This is a genomic window from Tessaracoccus palaemonis, from assembly GCF_019316905.1.
In the GTDB taxonomy this organism is placed as follows: domain Bacteria; phylum Actinomycetota; class Actinomycetes; order Propionibacteriales; family Propionibacteriaceae; genus Arachnia; species Arachnia palaemonis.
On record NZ_CP079216.1, the window covers coordinates 1,512,263 to 1,532,228 of the forward strand.

The following is a 19,966-nucleotide window of genomic DNA, read 5'->3' on the forward strand; positions in this document are numbered from 1 at the left end:
GGGCCCATGCTCCGTTACCTGACGGCCGGGGAGTCCCACGGCCAGGCCCTGATTGCGACCATCGAGGGCCTGCCGGCCCACATCGAGGTGGGCGAGAAAGAGATCGCCGAGAACCTGCGCCGCCGCAGGCTGGGCGCCGGCCGCGGGGCGCGCATGAAGTTCGAGGCCGACGAGATCACGCTGCTCGCGGGGTTCCGGCACGGGGAGACGCTCGGCTCGCCCGTCGCGATCCAGGTCGGCAACACCGAATGGCCCAAGTGGGAGCAGGTCATGGCGCCCGGCGCCGTCGACGAGGAGACCCTGGCGAAGCTGGCCCGCAACGCGCCGCTCACCCGGCCGCGCCCGGGCCACGCCGACCTGGCGGGCATGCAGAAGTACGACTTCGACGAGGCGCGCCCCATCCTCGAGCGCGCCTCGGCGCGCGAGACCGCGGCCCGCGTCGCGCTCGGCACGCTGGCGCAGGCGTTCCTGCACCAGGCGCTCGGCGTGACGGTGCTGAGCCACGTTGTCGAGCTCGGCCACGTGAAGGCGACCCGCGAGGACCTGCCGACGATCCAGGACCTGCCCGCGATCGACGCGGACGAGCTGCGATGCTTCGACAGGGAGGCCTCCGCGCTGATGCTGGAGGAGGTGGAGGCCTGCCACCGCGACGGCGACACGCTCGGCGGCGTCGTCGAGGTCCTTGTCTGGGGGCTCCCGCCGGGCCTCGGCTCGCACTCGCAGGGCGACCGCCGCCTCGACGCGAAGCTCGCCGGCGCCCTGATGGGCATCCAGGCGATCAAGGGCGTCGAGCTGGGCGACGGCTTCGAGCTGGCCCGCACCCGCGGGTCGCTCGCGCACGACGAGATCCTCCCGACCGAGGGCGGTATCCGCCGCGCCTCGCACCGCTCGGGTGGCACCGAGGGCGGCATGTCGACCGGCGAGGTGCTGCGCGTCCGCGCAGCCATGAAGCCGATCGCCACGGTCCCGCGGGCCCTGCGGACGATCGACACCGCGACCGGCGAGCCCGCCGCCGCGCACCACCAGCGCTCCGACGTGTGCGCCGTCCCCGCTGCCGGCGTGGTGGCCGAGGCCATGGTCGCGCTCGTCCTCGCGGAGGTCGCGCTGGAGAAGTTCGGCGGGGACTCCGTCGCGGAGACCCGCCGCAACGCCGAGGCATACCTGGCCGACGTCGCGGCGCGTGGACTGGAGATCGCCTGATGGCCATCGTGCTGATCGGCGCGCCGGGCGCCGGCAAGTCCACCGTCGGCAAGCGGCTGGCCCGCAAGCTCGGCCGGTCCTTCGTGGACGTCGACGCCCGCATCGAGGAGGTCATCGGCAAGCCGGTCGCCGAGATCTTCGCCGACGAGGGTGAGGAGCACTTCCGCCGCCTCGAGGAGGAGGCGACCATCGAGCTGCTCGGCAGCCACGAGGTCATCTCGCTCGGCGGTGGAGCGGTGATGAACCCCGCGATCCGCGAGGCCCTCGACGGGCATGAGGTCATCTGGCTGAAGGTGTCGATCGGCCAGGCCAGCCGCCGGGTCGGGATGAACACCGTCCGTCCGCTGCTGCTGGGCAACGTCCGTGGTCGCCTCATCGAGCTGCTGCGCGAGCGGACGCCGGTCTACGAGCAGCTGGCGACGCAGGTCGTCGAGACGGACGGGCGCGGCTCCTCGGAGGTCGCCGACCAGCTGGTCGCCGAACGGCTGCCGGCCGAGGACGCCGAGTGAGCATCCACGTCGCCTCCGCGCTGGGGCCCTACGACGTGCACATCGAGCCGGGTGCCGTCCGGCGCCTGCCGGGCCTGCTGGGGGACGCCTCGCGCGTCGCGGTGATCCACCCGGCCTCGCTGCCGTCGCTCGCGGAGCGCGTCGCCGGGCTGATCGACCGCGAGGTGACCCTGATCGGCGTCCCGGACGCCGAGGCCGCGAAGACCCCCGCGGTTCTCGCCGACTGCTGGGACGCTCTGGCGGACGCCGGGTTCACCCGCAACGACCTCGTGGTCGGCGTCGGCGGGGGAGCGACCACCGACCTCGCGGGCTTCGTGGCGGCCAGCTGGCTGCGCGGAGTCGCCTACGTCAGCATCCCGTCGACCGTGCTCGGCATGGTCGACGCAGCGGTCGGGGGCAAGACCGGCATCAACCTGGCGGCCGGGAAGAACCTCGTCGGCGCCTTCTACGAGCCCCGTGCCGTGCTGTGCGACCTGGATTTCTGCAGGACCCTGGCCGACGTGGACGTCGCCTCGGGGCTCGCGGAGGTCATCAAGTGCGGCTTCATCGCGGACCCCGAGATCCTGCGGCTGGCGCAGGAGAACCTCGCCGACTGCCGCGACGTCACCGGGCCGCGGTTCGCGGACCTCGTGACCCGCGCGGTCGCGGTGAAGGCCCGCGTGGTCGCGGCCGACCTCCGCGAGGCCACCTCGCACGGTGACCGCGTCGGCCGCGAGGCCCTCAACTACGGCCACACGCTGGGACACGCCGTCGAGAAGCACGCGCACTTCACCTGGCGCCACGGGCAGGCGATCAGCGTCGGTATGGCGTGGATCGCGCGCGTCAGCCGGGACCTGCTCGGCCTCGACCCCGCGTTGGTGGGCCTGCACGACGACCTGCTCGGCGGCCTCGGCCTGCCGCTCAGCTACCCCGCTTCGTACGACGAACTGCGGCCGATCATGAGCCTCGACAAGAAGGCGCGCGGGACCACGCTGAGGCTGGTCGGCATCACCGCCCAGGGGCACCCGGCCATCATCGACACGCCGGACGAGGCGATTCTGCGCTCAGCGTACGACGAGCTCGCCGGCTGATCGGTGGCCGGACCACGCACCACAGTGGGCGCCGCCGGGAGTTAACTGCGGTGGGTGAGTCCCACCCCTGAGATCACCCGTAAGTCAGTCGGGCTTCGCTCCGAGCGCGGCCCCCTGCTTCTGTCCCTGATGCTGGCGACGGCGCTCGTCGCCCTGGACTCGACCGTCATCGCCACCGCGATCCCCACCATCACCGGCGACCTGGGCGGCTTCGCCCAGTTCCCGTGGCTGCTGTCGGTCTACCTGCTCGCGCAGGCGGCCACGGTGCCGATCTACGGCAAGGTCGCCGACATGGTGGGGCGCAAGCCGGTGATGCTCATCGGCATCTCACTCTTCCTGCTCGGGTCTGTGCTCTGCGGCCTGGCCTGGTCCATGCCGACGCTCATCGCGTTTCGCGCGGTGCAGGGGCTGGGCGCCGGCGCGGTCATGCCGATGTCCATGACGATCGTCGGGGACATCTACACGCTCGAGGAGCGCGCGAAGGTCCAGGGCTACATCGCCAGCGTGTGGGCCATGAGCTCGGTCGTCGGGCCGCTGATCGGCGGCGCCTTCTCCCAGTGGGTCTCCTGGCGGTGGATCTTCTTCGTGAACATTCCGCTGTGCCTGATCGCCGGCGCGATCCTGCTGCGCAACTTCACGGAGAAGGTGCAGCGCGAGAGGCATGTCGTCGACTACCTCGGCGCGGTGCTCGTCACGGTCGCGACGACGCTGATCATGCTGGGCCTGCTCGAGGGCGGCGAGGCCTGGGCGTGGAACTCGCCGGCGAGCCTCGTGGTGCTGGGCGCGGGGGTGATCGTGCTGGTCGCGTTCGTCCTGGTCGAGCGCCGCGTCGCGGAGCCGGTACTTCCGCTGTGGGTCTTCACCCGGCGTGACCTGCTCACCACTTCGCTGGCGTCCTTCGGCGTCGGCACCGTGATGATCGGCTTCACCAGTTACGTTCCGACTTTCACGCAGGTCAGCCTCGGCACCGGCGCGCTGATCGCGGGCTTCTCCGTCGCGACGATGACGGTGGGCTGGCCCGTCGCCGCGTCGAACAGCGGGAGGCTGTACCTGCGGTTCGGGTTCCGGTTCACGTCGGTCGTCGGCTCCCTGATCGCGATCCTCGGCGTGGCGCTCACGCTCCTGCTGGACGTGTCGTCCTCGCCGTGGGAGGTGGCCGCCTTCTGCCTGGTGGTCGGGCTAGGGCTCGGCCTGATCGGCCCCAGCTCGCAGATCGCCGCCCAGCAGACGGTCGGCTGGTCCGAGCGGGGAGTGGTGACGTCGGCGAACATGTTCGCCCGCAGCGTCGGCTCCGCCATCGGGGTCGCTGTCTACGGAGCGATCGTGAACGCCTCACTCGGGGGATCGGAGGGCGACCCGGCATCCGGCCCGCTCGCCGAAGCGGTCCACGCGGTGTTTCTCGGGGTGCTGGTCGCCGCCGTGCTGATGCTGGCCTCCGCATCGGCGATGCCGCGCGTCTTCGGCCCGCGGAAGGCATCAGAAGAACCCGTCGATGATCCTCAGGATGTGGCGCTGCCCCACTAGTGCTTGCAAGTCTCCGGATCTCTCCCACATGCATCGGACGACAGCAGGGCCTTACCTTTGACGGCTCTTCGGACCTGAGCGTGGGGTCATAGTCGTAGACCGCCGCCGATGAGGAGCATTCTGAGGCGGTAGTTATCGGGGTCGCGGAATCCTCGGGCGACGCGGCGGGCGAGTTCGATCAACCCGTTGATGGCTTCGGTTCCGCCGTTGTTGGCGCCGCCGGTGGTGAAGTAGCCCAGGAACGCGTCTCGCCACTGGTTCAGGGTCCGGCCGAGGCGGGCGATCTCCGGGATCGGACACGACGGGAACGTGGCCAGGATCTGCTCTGCGACCCTGCGGCCGTCGGCGTGGCTGGGCTGGTGGTAGACCGAGCGGAGCTGTTGGGCGCAGTGCCAGGCGACCTCGACTTCGACGTGTCGGTCGTCGGCGGTGAACGCGGTCTCGAGGCGTGTCTTCTGCCGGTCGGTGAGGTGTTCCCGGCCGGCGCGCAGTAGGTTGCGGATCCGATACAGCGGATCGTGACTGCGGCCGCGGTGGCCGTGGATGTCTTGCTGGACCCGGCGGCGGACCTCGTCGACCGCGGTCGTGCCGAGCTTGACCACGTGGAAGGCGTCGATCACCGCGATGGCGTCCTCCAACTGGTCGTCGATGGCGTTCTTGTAGCCGTGGAATGGGTCCAGGGTGGCGATGTCGACGCCTTCGCGGAACGTGTCGCCGCGGGCCTTCAGCCACGACGTGTAGGCCTCGCCGGAACGACCCGGGACCAGATCAAGGAGCCGCGCCCGGACGTGTCCGTGCTGGTCGCGGGTGAGATCAACCATGCCGGTGAACTCCTTCGGGCCGCGTCCACCCTGCTCGACAGGCCTGGTCGAGACGTGATGCCAAATGTGTTCGTCAACACCCAGCGTGGTGACACCGGCGAAGCGCGACTCATCGTCGGCGGCTGCTTCAAGGATCGGTTTGACGGCTCGCCACAGCGTCTTCCAAGCACAACCCAGCTGACGGGCAAGACCCTGAACCGAAGCGTTCTCGCGGCGCATCTGCCCGACCGCCCACGATGTCGCCCGAGCGGTGAGCAACGCTCTGGGCCGCGCCACGTCGGGGTCTTGTTCCATGAACGAGGTCACCGGACACGACGGCTCCGGACACAGCCATCGTCGTTTCCGCCACCACAACCGCACCGGCGCCGTGAAACAGGCAGCGTCGATCAACTCCACCCGCTGCCGGCCATGCGCATGCGCCACGACCCCACATGTCGGGCAACCCATCACCCCCGGCAGCCGGGACTCGACCTCAACCCGAAGCCCCGCGTCGTCGCGATGGACACCGGTCACGTGGAGCCCGGGCAACCCCAGCAGAAGGTCACAGCGCTGGCAGTAGCCGCCGCCGGCACGGCAGCAGGACGTAGGATCGGGCATCGTCGAGGTCCTTGAAGATCAGGTGGTGTGGTAACCCCGATTCTTGAGGGCCTCGACCCCCTCCCGCCCCCCGACACGCCCGCCGCCGGATCCACGCTCACCCCACGCTCAGGTACGAAGAGCCCTCAATTGCGATGAGCCCGATTACTGCTGCGCTCTTCTGTCTTGTCATCGGCTTGGCGAAGAGCTGGGTCGCTGGCTTCGGCGCTGATTCGTCGCAGCCAGCCTGGGAGGAAGTGTCGTGGCCGTTTGCTGCATTAGCTGGTTCGTTCGCACCGGGAATCATCTGGCTTGCTGCGCTAGCGAGCCTTGTTGGAGTTGTGATCGGAGTTATTCGCGAACGGCCCATGTGGTGGCCGGGGGTGCTGCTTCTCTTGTCGCTGGCGACGTTCGCAGTCTTTCCGCCCGATGATCACGGACACCCAAACTCTGCTGGTGGTTTGGCGTTGCGTGCGCACTGGTCGGAGGTGTCAGTGCCCTCATCGGGGCTTGGGCGGCTCCGCGGAAGTAGCAGTGGCTGACGTTCGCAGAGCGTTTCAGGTGGTTACTCCTCACCGACTGAGATGACCCGCCATTGGTACGCGTGGGCTTGGACGCCGAGCGTGAGCTCCCCCGTCGGGGTCTGCAAGGAGACATCGACGCCGCTCCCCATCTGCTCCCCGAGAGAGACAGTGATCTCCTCCGTGCTGTCAGGATCACCAAGCGTCTTCGAGGCACTCTCCAGCAGATCCGACAGACCGTCCTTGTCGTACCTGCTCGAGGTGACCGAGCAAGCATGAGCAGCATCCTGCTCAACGAGGCTGGCGGCAAAACCCTCGGCCGCGTCACGCGCCGTGGGCGGACCCCATGGGGTTGCGTTGCAGGCAAATTCCGCCTTCGGTGCCCACCAGCCGAACGCGACGATCGCGGCCACCGCAACGAGGCTCACGATCACGAAGAAGATGGCGAGTCGCTCAACTCGGGGTTCAGGCAAACCAGGTGACATGTTCATCCCTGTCAGTGACGAGAAGGCCTACGGAGGGTATCGATCGAGGAAGACGGAGCTCGGGATACCCGCCTGCTATGCGGGGTCCCTCGACCCATCTTCCTCTCCTGGGCTCTGCGGTGCGGCCGTGCCCGCAACGGCGCAAAGGACCACCCCCACACTGTGCCCAGCACCACGCTCGCATAATGCCCATCCGTATCAGAGACTCGTGGCGGGGGGGCGGTGTCAACTCGTCGAAGCAACATCGGCTGCGAGGAGGGCCTCGAACTTCTCCCTCGGGGTGTAGAACCCCAGTGATGCTCGGGGGCGGTCGTTGAGCTCATCGGCGATCGCGTCGAGGTAGGCCTGGTTGCTGGTGATGTAGGTGCCCTTGGGTAGGTACTCCCGGATCAGTCCGTTGGTGTTTTCGTTGGTGCCTCGTTCCCATGGCGAGCGGGAATGGGCGAAGTAGACCGGCAGGTTCACGGCAGCGGTCAACCGGGCATGTTCGGCCATCTCGGATCCTTGGTCCCAGGTCAGCGAGGTCCGCAGTACCTCGGGGAAGGGCCACATTCGCTCGGCCAGGGTGTCGGCCACCGCGACGGCTTTCTTCCCCTCGGGGAGGCCGCAGATGATAGTGAAACGGGTGACTCGTTCCACCAGCGTGGCTGCTGCTGATTTGCCGTGGGCCCCGATGATCAGGTCTCCCTCCCATGCACCGGGGATCCTTCGTTCGGTGACGTCGGCGGGCCGGTCATCGATCGAGACCATCGCGACGATCGGGGCCCGGCGCCCGTCTTTTGAGCGTGGTTCACGGCTGGTGCGCTTGGATCTGAGCATCACCGAGTGGCGGGCCAGCTCGCCCTTGGGGAGGGCGTAGATGAACCGGTAGATCGCTTCGTGGGAGACCTGCGCACCATCAGCGGGTGTGGAGTGGACCATGGTCTCCACAGTGGGGTCACAGGCCTCCAGACGCAACCGTCCCGCGATCTGGCGTGGCGTTCGGGAGCGTTTCAGGTCGCCCAGCACGCGGGCCCGCAGTACCGGGTCGGCATCGATCTTGCGGGTCTGGGGTCGTCGGCGGCGGCGCTGGGCCTCGACGTCGGCTCTCACCACGCGGTAGCCGCAGGTCTTAGTGGAGTTACGCCGGATTTCACGGCTGATGACGGACGGGGCCCGATCGATGTGGACCGCGATCCGGCGGATGCCCCAGCCGGCCTTCAGACCGGTGGAGATCTCGGCCCTGTCGTGGGCGGTCAGTGGCCGTCGTTGCGTCACGCGGGAGAACCTCTCATTGACCTGCAGTGTTGCTTCCACGGTATGACACTGCCGGGATCCACTCCACGAAGAAGTCGGCCACGTCGACGTCCAGCTCGTCGAGGAGCCTGGTGAGCAGATTCGACGGCAGTAGATCGCGGGGAACAGCGCGACGAGGGCTCCCAGCTCATCTGCCCGCGGTCCGGGGGATCTCGGACTCACGTCTGATACGCAGAACGCTCAAGGGCGCCGACGCTCCAGCGTCAGGGCCTGCGGGTTCGGCTGGTAGCCCAACTGCTGCCGCGGACCGCGGAACCCCTCCGATGAATATCAGGATGTGGGACTTCCCTAAATAGTTCTTGCAAGTCTCCGGGTCTCTCCCTAGATTCATCTGATGAAGGTAAGCCTTACCTTTTGACCCTTCCGCCGCGGAGTCTCCCGCGCGGGCACCCAACAAGGAGAGACCCGTGAGTTCTGCTCTCGAGCAGCTTCCGTCGAGGCGCGCAGGCGCCGGCAGGTCGCTGACCCGCTGGACCGCCGCCCTTGCCGTTTCCAGCCTCTGCATCGCATCCATCGCCATGCCGGCCAGCGCCGCCACCGGCACCGCGGCCGACGGTGCTACCGTCACCGCGCCAGACTCCGTTGTCACCGGCCAAACCATCCACGTCGAGGGATCCGGCTTCGAGGCCCCCGCGACCCTGGGCGATGTCGGCTCCGTCCTCGGCATCAAGCTCGACGACGGCCCGCTGAGCCCCGTCACCGCTCCGGTCAACCCGTCCACCGGAATCGCCAACGCTGGCGTCTACGCCATTGTCCAGGCGGACGCGGACGGCAACTGGGAGGCCGACCTGCCCTTCCCGACCGCCGCGAACACGGAGGCCGCCGACAGGTTCGACCCCGCGGCCTGGGCCGTCGGAACGACCCACAACGTGCGCGTCCTGACTGGCTCGTTGCTGTCCGGCGACCAGCCGCGCACCGTCTCCGTGTCGTTCACGGTCGAGGCGGCGCCAGTCGTGGCGGCGCTCACCGCGACGGCTGCCAACTCGACCCGCAGCAACACGCTCGGCCAGGTGACGATCAGCCTCTCGGGCCAGTCGTTCACCGCGGGTGACGACCTGAGCGTCACCGTAGACGGCGCTCCCGCCACCTGGTCGACCAAGCCCACTGTCGCCGCCGACGGCACGTTCTCCGGCGGGCGCGTCATCTACACCAGGGGAAACATCCGCGCCGGTGAGCACGCCATCAGCGTCAGCAACGGGACGGTGACGGCCCAGACGACCGTGAAGGTGACACCCACACTGACCTGGACCGGCCTGGCGCAGGGCACCGAGGGCGTCCTCACCGTCCTCAACCTGCCCACCGGGTCGAGCGTCTCGGGCGTCACGTTGGGCGACGTCGAGTTCGACCTTCCCGGCGGCGGGGTGCCCGCGCAGTCCGACGGAACGGCGACCGTCGACTACTCCGTGCCCGCCGACGCGACCCTCGGCACGCTCCCGGTGACGCTGACCCAGACCGGGCCGGACGCAACCTACACCGACGCCACCTCGAAGATCTCGCCCTCGTCCGAGACGTACAACGAGGACGCGTTCACCGTCCTGCAGACGCCCGACGTCATCGAGCAGGGGCTCTACCAGTCCGCCTACTCGGCGCGCAGCGACTCGCTGTTCGCGACCTCGGCGAACGTCACCACCTCCTCGACGCTGTACAAGCTCGACCCCGAGACCATGAAGGTCACCGACTCGATCGTCCCGGCCTTCGTGAACGGCGTCTCCGGCGCGATCTGGGCGGCCTACGGCGTGGGCGTCGACGACGTCAACGGCACCGTCTGGGTCAGCCAGACCCGGCAGAACACCGTCGCGGTCTACGACCAGGACGACCTGAGCCTGATCAGGCAGTTCGACACGGGTCTCATCAACCACCCGCGCGACGTCGTCTACGACGCCGCCACCGACCGGGTCTTCGTCTCCTCCGCGAGCGAGGGCGGCTCCGGCGACGGCACCATCGGCGTGTTCGACGGCTCCGACGCCACCTACCTGGGGACCATCCCCACCGGGCCCCGCAGCGACTTCTCGCCCGTCAGCCTAACCGTCGACGAGGAGTCCGGGACGCTGTACACCGTCTCCCTGACCACCTCAGAGCTCGGCAAGGTCGCCACCGACGCGCCGCTGGGCGACGCCTCGGCGTTCGAGCAGGTCACGCTCGACCTGCCGTCGACCGCGAGGGCCTCCGGCGTCGCGTACGACGCGAAGACCAACCGCGTCTTCGTCGCCAGCCAGAACGTCGACGGCCTGCTGGTCGCCGACGCCGACACCGGCGAGACGGTCGGCGACGTGCCCACCGGCGCCGGCGCGCTCAACGTGGTGTTCGACTCCGTCAACCGCTTGGCCTACGTCACCAACTTCGGCGGCACCACCGTATCGGTGGCCGACGCGGACGGCGACCTGCTGGCCAGCCTGCGCTTCGCCCGCCCGAACCACGTCAGCACCGACGGCAAGGGCAACGTCTACGCCGTCAACAAGGACACCAACAACACGATCATCAAGATCACCCCGAACGCCGTCACCTCCGCCGTGCCGACCATCTCTGGCACAATCAAGGTCGGCTCGAAGGTCTCCGCCAAGGCAGGCACCTGGACCGACGGCGCGACCCTGAAGTACCAGTGGAACGCCGACGGCAAGGCCATCTCCGGCGCCACGTCCTCCAGCTACACTATCCCCGCCTCGCTGGCCGGGAAGAAGCTGAGCGTGACCGTCACCGGCACCAAGCTGCCGTGGACCAGCGTGTCGAAGACCTCGGGGGCGTCGACGGTCGCCAAGGCGACGCTCACCTCGGCCACCCCGAAGATCTCGGGAACCGTCAAGGTGGGCAGCAAGGTGACCGCGAAGGCCGGCACCTGGACCTCGGGCACGACCCTGAAGTACCAGTGGAAGGTCAACGGCAAGTCGATCTCGGGCGCCACCAAGTCGACCTACACCCCGACCGCCTCCCGCAAGGGCGACAAGCTGACCGTCACCGTGACCGGCTCCAAGTCCGGCTACACCACGGTCGCCAAGACCTCGGCCGCCAGCACCGTCAAGGCCGGCACGCTGAAGACCGTCACCCCGAAGATTTCGGGCACGGCGAAGGTGGGCAAGAAGCTGACCGCCAAGGCGGGCAGCTGGACCTCGGGCACCAAGCTCAGCTACCAGTGGTACGCCAACGGCAAGGCCATCAAGAAGGCGACCAAGTCGACCTTCACGGCCACGTCCACGCAGCAGGGCAAGAAGATCACCGTCAAGGTGACCGGCAAGAAGTCCGGCTACACCACCGTGACGAAGGTCTCGAAGGCCACCGCGAAGGTCGCCAAGCGCTGACCCGAACAACCTCACGCTGACAAGGGCGGCCGCGGCTTCATGCCGCGGCCGTTCCGCTTTCCCGTGACCGCTAGAGTTGCGCCATGGCGACGCGGACACGAGGAACGGCACGCTCCCAGGCCGTGCTCAGGTACCTGCGTCAGAAGATCGTCTCCGGCGAGTGGCCGGTCAACTCCAAGATCCCCACCGAGCCCGAGCTGATGGATCTCCTCGGCGTCGGACGCACCACCGTGCGGGAGTCGGTCCGCACCCTGGCGAACCTCGGCATGCTCGAGACCATGGTCAGCCGCGGCACCTTCGTCCGCTCCCAGCTGCCCGTCAGCTCCGTCCTGGCCGAGTTCATGGCCGAGTACGAGCTGACCGATGTGCTCGGCTTCCGCCGAGCCCTCGAGGTGGACGCCGCGTGGCTCGCGGCACAGCACCGCACCCCTGAGCAGCTGGAGTCACTCCGGCAGGCCGTGGCGGCCGACACAGACGAGGCTGACGAGGCCGTCGAGCGCGGCGAGACGCCCGGTTCCTTCCACCACACGCTGCTCGAGACGACGGGCAACCCGCTGATGATCGCCGTCTACGGCGGCGCGATGGCCGGCCTGCGCGAGCGCCTGAGCGCCGACGTGACGCGCGAGACGCCCGAGCAGCGGCGTGCCGACCACGCCGAGATCCTCGCCGCCATCGAAGCCCAGGACGCCCCCGCGGCGGCCGAGGCCATGATCCGCCACGCGAAGCGGGACCTGGTCCTGCCGGAGTAGGCCTCAGCCGAGCAGCGCGACGAGCCCGTCGGCGATGCCGCCGCGCCAGCAGGCGTAGTCGTGGCCTCCGTCGAACTCGACGAGGTCGACGCGGGCACCCGCCCGTCGCAGGAGGTTCGCGAGCGGCGCATGGTGGGGGCGCAGCACCCACTCCTGCTCACCGACCTCCAGCCAGACTCTCGCGTCCTGCAGCGAGGCGCCCTCCGCTTCCGCGAAGACGCCCTGCTGCCACAGGGAGGCCGACTGGCTCAGGGCGAGCCCTACCCGGTCGGGGTGCAGGACCACGGTCCGCAGCGAGGTCAGGGCGCCGAGGCTCTGGCCGGCGACCAGCACCCGGTCAGCGTGCGGCGACACCGTGACACCCAGGCCGGCGGCCGTCTCACGGGCCCAGTCGAGCAGCGGCCCCGCGACGTAGCCGTCGAGCCCGCCGTGTTCATCGAGCTCAGACCAGCGGCGATCACGCCCACCGGAGTGCAGGAACACGGCGACGAGCGGCGGCACCAGCCCCGCGTCGACCAGGTTGTCGAGCGTCGTGGGGAGGTCGTGCGGCCCGGTCCAGACCTCGCCGTCGAGCACGATCGCCAGCGGCACCGCGTCCGACCCGGCGGCGCCGGCCGACGTGTAGAGCCAGGCCTCCCGGCCACCGGGCGCCAACAGCTCGTCGAGCGTGCCGCGCGGCACGTCGGCGCGCGCTCCGAGCCAGGGCTGGGCAGGCGCGGCCGGTGAGGCGGCGACCGATTGGACGATGCCCGCGCGGTTCCGCGTGGTCTCGGGGTTGAGAGGATCGGCGAGGCCGTGGTCCAGGGCCCCGCGGATGGCGACCTGGTCGTCCTCGTTGAGCCAGACGGCCCGCTCGCCAGGCGCGCGCCGCAGGAAGCTGTACGACCCCCGCCACCGCGGGCCGAGGGCGTAGGTCAGGTGGAAGATGTCGGTTCCGGGCACCCGGCGCAGCAGCGACGCGGCGAGGTCGCGCTCGTCGGTCAGCCGGTTCACGAACAGCAGGACCTCGGCCGCTTCCGCGTCGCGCCACAGGAACGTCAGCAGCGGTCGTCCGTCGGATGCGGTCTCCAGCACGGGCGTGCCCTCGACACCGGCCCAGAAGGCGGCGACCAGCCGGTCCCGCTCCGTCGGACCCGGTGCGGCCGCGAGGTCCAGCACCAGTGCCTCGACCAGCGGACTGGACGCGAGCGGTGCGGGCGTCGGCCGGGGGACCTTCGGGGGAGTGCGACCCGCGCTCATGACCTGGCCTCACGTCGCCGCGGCACCACGAGCGGCGTGCCCGTCTCGGGGTCCGGCACGACGCGGCAGGCGACGCCGAAGACGTCCTCGATGAGCCCGGGGGTGACGATCTCTTCCGGTGCCCCCTGCGCGACGATCCGGCCGGCGTCCATCACCACCAGGTGCGTGGCATAGCGGAACGCGAGCGAGAGCTCGTGCAGGACGACGACGACCGTGCGGCCCTGCCTCTGGAGGTCCTCGGCGAGGTCGAGCACCTCCAGCTGGTGGGAGATGTCGAGGTAGGTGGTGGGCTCATCGAGCAGGAGCAGCGGGGTCTCCTGGGCGAGGGTCAGCGCGATCCAGACGCGCTGACGCTGGCCTCCTGAGAGCTCCTCGACGCCGCGCTCCGCCAGGTCTGCCACGCCGGCCGCGTCCATCGCGCGTGCCACCGCGGCCTCGTCGGCCTCCGACCACTGCCTCAGGAGTCCCTGATGCGGGTACCGGCCGCGGGACACGAGGTCGACGACGCGGATCCCCTCGGGTGCGGTGGGTGACTGGGGCAGGAGTGCCAGGCGGCGGGCGACCTCCTTCGGCGGGTACGACGTGACTGGGCGACCGTCGAGGGTCACCTGCCCGGCACTGACCGGCAGCACGCGGGCCAGCGAGCGCAGCAGCGTCGACTTGCCGCACGCGTTGGGCCCGACGATGACCGTGAACTGTCCGTCGAGGACGTCGACGGAGACGCCCTCGAGCACGGGAAGGTCGCCGTACCCGACGGTGATGCCGGTGGCGCTGAGCCGCGACCCGGTGTCGATCGGATGGGTGGTGGTCATGCGCGGTGACGCCTCCATTCAGTGGCGAGCAGGACGATCAGATACACGCCGCCCAGCGCCCCGGTCACGACGCCGACCGCGAGCTGGGTCGGCGCGAAGAGGCGTTGGGCCAGCACGTCGCTGACCAGCACGAGCAGCGCTCCGGTCAGCGCCGCGCAGAACAGGCCGGGTCCCGCGGTGTGGGCGAGCCGCCTGGCGACGTGCGGAGCGGCCAGGGCGACGAAGGCGATGGGGCCGGTGGTCGCCGTGGCGACGGAGACCAGCGCGACGGCGGCCAGCACGGCGACGAGCCGCAGGCGCTCGACTGGCACCCCGAGACCGCGCGAGAGGTCGTCGCCGAGGGGCAGGAGCGCCAGCCCCCGGAAGGACCAGACGACGAACGGGCAGAGGATCAGCAGCGAGAGGCCGAGCAGGGCGAGGCCCTCCCAGGTGGAGGCGTTGAGCGAGCCCGACAGCCACTGCTGCGCGGTCTGCGCGACGCGGAGCTCGGCGCGGGCGACCAGCAGCGTGTTCGCGGCGTGCAGGGCCGCGGACACCCCAATGCCGACGAGGACCAGGCGGAACCCGGTCACCCCGGCGCGCCAGGACAGCAGGTAGACGAGCACCGCGGTCGCCAGGCCGCCGACCAACGCACCGACGGTGGTGCCCGCCTGCGATCCCCCGAGCGCCACGATCGTCAGCAGAGCGCCCGTCGAGGCGCCGGTTGTGAAGCCGATGATGTCCGGGCTGCCAAGGGGATTGCCGGAGATGGTCTGGAACACGCCGCCCGACACGCCCAGCGCCGCGCCGACCAGGAGCGCGGTCAGGACCCGGGGGAGGCGGACGCCGGTGACGAACCAGCCGGCCAGCGGGTCGGTGGCGCGGCCGGTCAGCGCCGCCAGCACCTGACCGACGGGGATGTCGTAGTCGCCGAGCGTGAGGGCGAACGCGCCGACGGCAAGGATCAGGACGATCAGGACGGCGACGAGGACGCCGACGCGTCGCTCGAAGCGGACGCTGCGGCCACGCGCGGTCCACAGCACGTGGCGTCGCGTGGCCAGCCGCGCGCTCACAGCGCCGCCACCTTGCGCCGTCGGACGAGCGCGACGAAGAACGGCGCCCCGGCCAGCGCGGCCACGATGCCGCACTGCACCTCGTGCGGCGCCACCACGACGCGGGCGACGACGTCGGCCAGCAGCAGCCACGTCGGCCCCAGCAGCAGGCACACCGCGAAGACCCAGCGCTGGTCGCTGCCGACGAGCGCCCTCGCGAGGAAGGGGACCGCCAGCCCGACGAACGAGATGGGGCCGACGGCCGCGGTCGCGGCGCCGCACAGCAGGGTGACGGCGACCATGGCCAGGGTCCGAGTGCGGGTGACGCGCACGCCGAGCGCGCGACCCGTCTCCTCCCCAAGGGCCAGTGCGTTGAGTGCTGGCGCCAGCGCGAGCGCCACGATGGCGCCCAGGGCGATGAAGGGGCCGGTGGCCGCCAGGACGGCCCAGCCGCGGCCCTCCAGGGATCCGCCGACCCAGAAGCGGAACTCGTTGAAGGCCTGCTGGTCGGCCAGGATCACGGTCTGGGTCAGGCCCCCGAGGGCTGCGCTCAACGCCACCCCGGCCAGCGCGAGGCGGACGGGGGTCGCGGCCTGCCGGCCGGTGCCGCCCAACGCGTAGACGCCGACCGCGGCCGCCGCAGCACCGACGAACGCGAACCACACGTAGCTGCCGACCCCGAGCGCGCCAAAGACCGCCACGGCCAGCACCACCGCGAGGCCGGCGCCGGCGTTGACGCCGAGGATGCCGGGGTCCGCCAGCGGGTTGCGCGTGAGCGACTGCATCAGGGCGCCGCCGAGGCCGAGCGCCGCGCCGACGACCAGACCGACGACGGTCCGGGGCAGCCGCAGCTCGCGCAGCACGACCGCGGCCTGCGTGCCGTCCGGGTGCAGCAGGAGGGACCAGGCCTGGCCCACCGGGACGGGGTTGGAGCCGACGCTGAGGCTGAGCAGCACTGCGAGGACGAGGGCACCAGCGGCGGCAAGCAGAACCGCAGGCCGGACGCCCGCGATGCGGGTGGTGGGTGTCGCCGTGAGCGTGGCCGAGGTCACCGGGAGCCGGCGTTCCGGGGGCGCCGCAGGGCGAGCCAGGAGCCGACCACGGCGATGAGGATCGCCCCGGTGAGCGCGACCAGCCCGGCCACCGGAGTCGTGGCCGGCGCGGCGGTCGCGTCAGCTGCGAGGTGCGTGGCGCTCGGGGCGGGCTGGGACTCGGCGGCGGCCGTGGCCGACGCCGAGGGCGCGGCGGAGGGCTGCACGGTGATGACCGCCCCGGAGGCTCCCGCGACCTTGGCCGCGGGCGAGGCCGCGACGCTGGCCGCCGCGGTGGGGGCCGCCGTCGCGACCGTCCCAGCCGTCGTCTGGGCCGTCGCGGTGGCCGCGGTCGTCGACGCGGAGGTCGGCGCCGAGGTCGTCTCAGTGACGCTCTGGGCTGCGGCGGCGACCGTGAACGAGGGGCTCTTGTTCGTGTAGCCCTTCACGCCCGTGTTTCCCTTGGAGTCGGTGAACTCCTCGCTGGCGAGGAACCGCAGCCAGTGGGAGCCCTCCGCCACGAAGGACGGGAGAGGGAAGGACCCGTTCACCGTCCCGCTGGCGGGGATCTTCTGCTGGTACACGACGCCGCCGCCCTGCACCGTCGTCTGGTCGTAGCCGACGCCGTCGTCCACCTTGACGCTGAGCGTCTCGCCGGCAGGGAACCCGGACACGGTGAAGGAGATGGTGCCGCCCGGTTCGACGGTCGAGGAGACCGACGAAGAGGTGCCCTCGGTGTTGGCGCCCGCGCCGTCGGGTGGCAGCGCCACGGCGACGGTGACGGCGCTCAGGGAGAACGCGGCGGCCAGCACGGCCGCGGCAAGTGTCCGGATGCGGCTCATCGTTCCTCCGCGGTGGTGTCGGCGGTCAGTTCGGCCAGGCGCCGTCGGAAGACGGAGACGAGCATGGCGGTGGTCAGCAGGATCGCGCCGGCCATGGCGATCAGCCAGCGGTCGGTGGCGGGCAGCCTGGGGGACAACATCAGCGGCGCTGCGGCCTCCGCGGCCGCAGGGGTGTCGGTGGTGGCAGGCATCGAGGCCGTGCGTCCGACGGTGACGGCGGCCCAGCCGACCAGCGCACCGTCCTCGCCGACGAGCGCGACGGTGTGTTCGCCGTCGGGCATCGCCGCGAGGTCGAGCGTGATGCGGCGATCGGCGTCGGTCTGCGCCCAGCCGACGTCGGTGGGCGTGGAGTAGACGAACACGTAGGCCCAGGCGCCGGGCTCGACGCTCTCGGGCAGCGTGAGGGTGACCAGCGTCCCGTTCTGAACGCCCGTGACGCCGCCGGCGTCGAGCGCCCGCAGCGCGGCGGTGTCCGTCGCGGGGGCCTCGGGCGTGAAGGTCGGAGCGCCGCCGACGACGGGCACGGCCGCCGCCCCCGGAGCGACGGGCGTGCCGGCAGCGGCGCCTCCCGAGGTGGTGGTGGCCGTCCCTGTCGTCGGGGCCGCGCTGGCCGTGGCGGAGGGCGTCGGCGTGGGGGAGGTGGCGGTGGTCGTGACCGGGACCGACATCGGGCCCCAGCCGACCAGCGTGGAGTCAGGGGACTGCACGGCGAGCTTCGTGGTGCCCTCGGGCAGCGTCACTCCCGAGCGGGAGGCCGAGACCACGCCCCCGGTGCCGGCGCGGAACCAGGTGTCGCCCCAGGGGTAACGGACGGACCCGTCGGCCGTGTAGGCGGTGAGGAACAGCCAGTCGCCCTTGTCGGCGCCGGGCACGGTGACCTTCACCCGGCTGTCGGAGACGGCGACGCTGACGCCGTGCCGGGACGCCGAGGTGAGGTCCTCGCCTGCCTCCAGGAGGTCGGGGAGCCCGTTGGGGCGGTAGGTGCCGACGGTGAAGGGACCGGTCTCGACCGAGCGGATGGCGTCGCCGGTCTTCAGCGACCCGGTCAGCAGCCGCAGGGTGTGGGCGCCGGAGGCGAACGCGGGCACCGACGAGCCGGAGCCCGAACCCTTCGTCGGGAGGGGGATCTCGACGTCGAAGGAGCCGTCGCCGCTGGTCACGTCGATGACGGCCCAGACCTGCGCGTTGGCGTTGACCAGCTCGGAGCCGAGGTGGCTGTAGGCGCCCTCGTCGATCTTGACGCCGATCACCGATCCGCCATCGGCCGGGTCGGTGGCGCACCAGCCGGTGCCGACGAGGTGCAGGGTTTCGCCGTAGCCGAGGATGGGGCCGGTGGTGGCGTTGGCCGCCTGGCCGGACGGGTACACGATCGAGGCGGTGGCCGGCCCGGTGGCGGTGCACTCCTTCGCGGCCTCGGCGGCATCGCCCGGGTAGTCGACGCCGTCGACCGTGAGCGGGGCCGAAGCGACCGTGTGCTGCGTGTCGCCGGTCACCAGCCCGGACTGGAACCTGACGACCAGCTTGCTGCCGGCCTTCAGGGCTCCGGCCGCCCCGACGTTGGCCGGCACGTTGGTCGCGGTCGGCACCGGCACGGACACCGTGAAGTCACCCGAGGCGTCCGACGTGGCGACGGCCCAGATCGTCGCATCCATGGTCCCGTTGCCCGGGTGGGCCAGGATGTCGGAGCCGGTCTGCACGTACTGGAAGTCGTCACCGTCGGTGCCGACGCGGCCGGTGAGCTTCAGCACCACGGTGGCCCCACCCCTGCCGGAGCTCTTCAGCCACCCGTGTCCGGTGATCTGGACGGTGGACGACGTTCCGGTGGTCACGTCTTCCTGCACGCAGGCGGTGGCCGTCTGGCCAGAGGTCGTGTGCGAGACGAGTACCTCGTCGGCCGAGCAGCCGTTACCGGGGGCGACGACGGTGAACGAGCCGGCCTGGGTGCGGATCACGTCGCCGTTGATCAGTGAGCCGCTCAGCACCCGCACCGAGTGCGTCTCGCCGGCGGCCCAGGCGGCGTCGGAGTTCTTCAGCGTCGGGAAGGGGACGGTCGCCATCCAGTTGCCTGCGGCGTCCGCCTCGGCGACCGCCACGATGGTCTTGTTCGCCTGCACCGCCCCGGTGACCGGGTTCGTCACGGTCAGCTTCGTGCTGACCGCCCCGTCGTCGAGCTTGATCGCGACGACCGAGCCGCGTGAGCCGTCGGTGACCTTCCAGCCGGTTCCGGTCACGGTGAAGGACGCCCCGGCGGTGATCTGGGACGGGACGCTGATCTTCGCGGTCGCCGTTGCGGGCGACGTGGTGGTGGTCGTCGCGGTGGCGGTGGTCGTCGGCGTGGTGGACGAGGGCGCCGGCGTGGTGGTCGTCGGGGCCGTGGCCGCGCTGCTCGGCGCGGTTGCGGTGGGGGAGGCGCTGGTCGTCGGGGCGGTCGGAGTGGGGGTGGCGGTCGCCGCCGACGTGACGGTGAAGGTGCCCGACTCGGAGCGGATCCTGTCGCCCGTGGTGAGCGAGCCGGTCAGGAGGCGGACGGAATGGGTCTCGCCGGCGGCCCACGCCTTGTTCGAGTTCGTCAGGGTGGGGAAGTCGATCGAGGCGGTCCAGTCCCCGTCCGCATCGGCGGCCGCGATCGCGACGATGGTCTTGTTGCCCTGGACCGCGCCCGTCTCGGGGTGCTTCACCTCTCGCGTGGTGCTGACGCCGCCCTCGTCGAGCTTGATCGCGATGACGGATCCCCGGCTGCCGTCGGTGACCTTCCACCCCGTTCCTGAGATGACGAGCGGCTCGCCCTCGACCACGGACGTGGGGACGCTCAGGCGGACGGAGGGGTCGGAGACACCCGCGACGCCCTCCTCGGCCGCGGCGGTGCCGGCCCCGACCAGGCCCAGCGCCGCCAGCAGCGCGGCGGCGACGCCGAGTGCCGGGACTCGCAGATGGGGTGACATTGGGACCTCCAGGGGTCGGGGAGTG

At 70.8% G+C, this 19,966-nt stretch carries 15 protein-coding genes; 6 read left to right on the top strand and 9 right to left on the bottom strand.

Features of this window, described 5'->3' with window-relative positions; translation table 11 throughout:
* Positions 1-6 precede the first annotated feature (6 nt).
* The 4 genes from aroC to KDB89_RS06800 are packed head-to-tail and all read left to right on the top strand — an operon-like array spanning position 7 to position 4,303.
* On the top strand, positions 7-1,200 hold the full coding sequence (gene aroC / locus KDB89_RS06785) for a chorismate synthase (RefSeq protein ID WP_219084072.1): 1,194 nt from the start codon (positions 7-9) through the stop codon (positions 1,198-1,200).
* Entirely contained in the window at positions 1,200-1,709 is a 510-nt protein-coding gene (locus KDB89_RS06790) for a shikimate kinase (RefSeq protein WP_219084073.1), read from the top strand. Before aroC ends, KDB89_RS06790 begins: the two co-directional genes overlap by 1 nt.
* Complete coding sequence (gene aroB / locus KDB89_RS06795) at positions 1,706-2,779, top strand: 3-dehydroquinate synthase (RefSeq protein ID WP_219084074.1); 1,074 nt, start codon at positions 1,706-1,708, stop codon at positions 2,777-2,779. The genes KDB89_RS06790 and aroB overlap by 4 nt, the downstream gene beginning before the upstream one ends.
* A 54-nt stretch (positions 2,780-2,833) precedes the next feature.
* A complete protein-coding gene (locus KDB89_RS06800) occupies positions 2,834-4,303 on the top strand; it encodes an MDR family MFS transporter (protein WP_255556338.1) in 1,470 nt (489 codons plus the stop codon).
* 86 nt (positions 4,304-4,389) lie between these two features.
* Here KDB89_RS06800 and KDB89_RS06805 read toward each other — a convergent pair whose 3' ends face one another.
* The 3 genes from KDB89_RS06805 to KDB89_RS06815 all read right to left on the bottom strand — a co-directional run bounded on the left by KDB89_RS06805 (position 4,390) and on the right by KDB89_RS06815 (position 8,002).
* On the bottom strand, positions 4,390-5,721 hold the full coding sequence (locus KDB89_RS06805; protein WP_219084075.1) for an ISL3 family transposase: 1,332 nt from the start codon (positions 5,719-5,721) through the stop codon (positions 4,390-4,392).
* Between the two features lie 544 nt (positions 5,722-6,265).
* Entirely contained in the window at positions 6,266-6,634 is a 369-nt protein-coding gene (locus KDB89_RS06810; protein WP_219084076.1) for a hypothetical protein, read from the bottom strand.
* A gap of 297 nt (positions 6,635-6,931) precedes the next feature.
* Complete coding sequence (locus KDB89_RS06815; protein WP_255556000.1) at positions 6,932-8,002, bottom strand: IS30 family transposase; 1,071 nt, start codon at positions 8,000-8,002, stop codon at positions 6,932-6,934.
* Positions 8,003-8,409: 407 nt separating this feature from the next.
* Here KDB89_RS06815 and KDB89_RS06820 point away from each other — a divergent pair, with 407 nt between their 5' ends.
* Together KDB89_RS06820 and KDB89_RS06825 are read left to right on the top strand one after the other, a co-directional pair.
* Positions 8,410-11,295: a hypothetical protein gene (locus KDB89_RS06820; RefSeq protein ID WP_219084077.1), complete on the top strand. Its 2,886-nt coding sequence runs from the start codon at positions 8,410-8,412 to the stop codon at positions 11,293-11,295.
* An 83-nt stretch (positions 11,296-11,378) separates the two neighbouring features.
* Positions 11,379-12,044, top strand: a complete 666-nt coding sequence (locus tag KDB89_RS06825) for a FadR/GntR family transcriptional regulator (RefSeq protein ID WP_219084078.1) — start codon at positions 11,379-11,381, stop codon at positions 12,042-12,044.
* A gap of 3 nt (positions 12,045-12,047) precedes the next feature.
* Here KDB89_RS06825 and KDB89_RS06830 read toward each other — a convergent pair whose 3' ends face one another.
* From KDB89_RS06830 to KDB89_RS06855, 6 genes are read right to left on the bottom strand one after another with little or no spacing between them, the layout of a single operon-like run.
* Positions 12,048-13,283 (bottom strand): enterochelin esterase domain-containing protein, encoded by a 1,236-nt coding sequence (locus tag KDB89_RS06830; protein WP_219084079.1) that lies wholly within the window; start codon positions 13,281-13,283, stop codon positions 12,048-12,050.
* A complete protein-coding gene (locus tag KDB89_RS06835; RefSeq protein WP_219084080.1) occupies positions 13,280-14,095 on the bottom strand; it encodes an ABC transporter ATP-binding protein in 816 nt (271 codons plus the stop codon). Before KDB89_RS06835 ends, KDB89_RS06830 begins: the two co-directional genes overlap by 4 nt.
* On the bottom strand, positions 14,092-15,147 hold the full coding sequence (locus tag KDB89_RS06840) for a FecCD family ABC transporter permease (protein WP_255556339.1): 1,056 nt from the start codon (positions 15,145-15,147) through the stop codon (positions 14,092-14,094). The genes KDB89_RS06835 and KDB89_RS06840 overlap by 4 nt, the downstream gene beginning before the upstream one ends.
* Entirely contained in the window at positions 15,144-16,178 is a 1,035-nt protein-coding gene (locus KDB89_RS06845) for a FecCD family ABC transporter permease (protein WP_255556340.1), read from the bottom strand. The genes KDB89_RS06840 and KDB89_RS06845 overlap by 4 nt, the downstream gene beginning before the upstream one ends.
* Positions 16,175-16,999 (bottom strand): hypothetical protein, encoded by an 825-nt coding sequence (locus KDB89_RS06850; protein WP_219084081.1) that lies wholly within the window; start codon positions 16,997-16,999, stop codon positions 16,175-16,177. The genes KDB89_RS06845 and KDB89_RS06850 overlap by 4 nt, the downstream gene beginning before the upstream one ends.
* Positions 16,996-19,941: a hypothetical protein gene (locus tag KDB89_RS06855; RefSeq protein ID WP_219084082.1), complete on the bottom strand. Its 2,946-nt coding sequence runs from the start codon at positions 19,939-19,941 to the stop codon at positions 16,996-16,998. The genes KDB89_RS06850 and KDB89_RS06855 overlap by 4 nt, the downstream gene beginning before the upstream one ends.
* Positions 19,942-19,966: the final 25 nt, after the last annotated feature.

Excerpts from the sequence above, each read along its gene's own strand:
- KDB89_RS06825 (WP_219084078.1), top strand. The coding sequence starts at position 11,379 with ATGGCGACGCGGACACGAGGAACGGCACGCTCCCAGGCCGTGCTCAGG.
- aroC (WP_219084072.1), top strand. The coding sequence starts at position 7 with ATGCTCCGTTACCTGACGGCCGGGGAGTCCCACGGCCAGGCCCTGATT.
- KDB89_RS06790 (WP_219084073.1), top strand. The coding sequence starts at position 1,200 with ATGGCCATCGTGCTGATCGGCGCGCCGGGCGCCGGCAAGTCCACCGTC.
- KDB89_RS06850 (WP_219084081.1), bottom strand. The coding sequence starts at position 16,999 with ATGAGCCGCATCCGGACACTTGCCGCGGCCGTGCTGGCCGCCGCGTTC.
- KDB89_RS06830 (WP_219084079.1), bottom strand. The coding sequence starts at position 13,283 with ATGAGCGCGGGTCGCACTCCCCCGAAGGTCCCCCGGCCGACGCCCGCA.
- KDB89_RS06805 (WP_219084075.1), bottom strand. The coding sequence starts at position 5,721 with ATGCCCGATCCTACGTCCTGCTGCCGTGCCGGCGGCGGCTACTGCCAG.
- KDB89_RS06835 (WP_219084080.1), bottom strand. The coding sequence starts at position 14,095 with ATGACCACCACCCATCCGATCGACACCGGGTCGCGGCTCAGCGCCACC.
- KDB89_RS06855 (WP_219084082.1), bottom strand. The coding sequence starts at position 19,941 with ATGTCACCCCATCTGCGAGTCCCGGCACTCGGCGTCGCCGCCGCGCTG.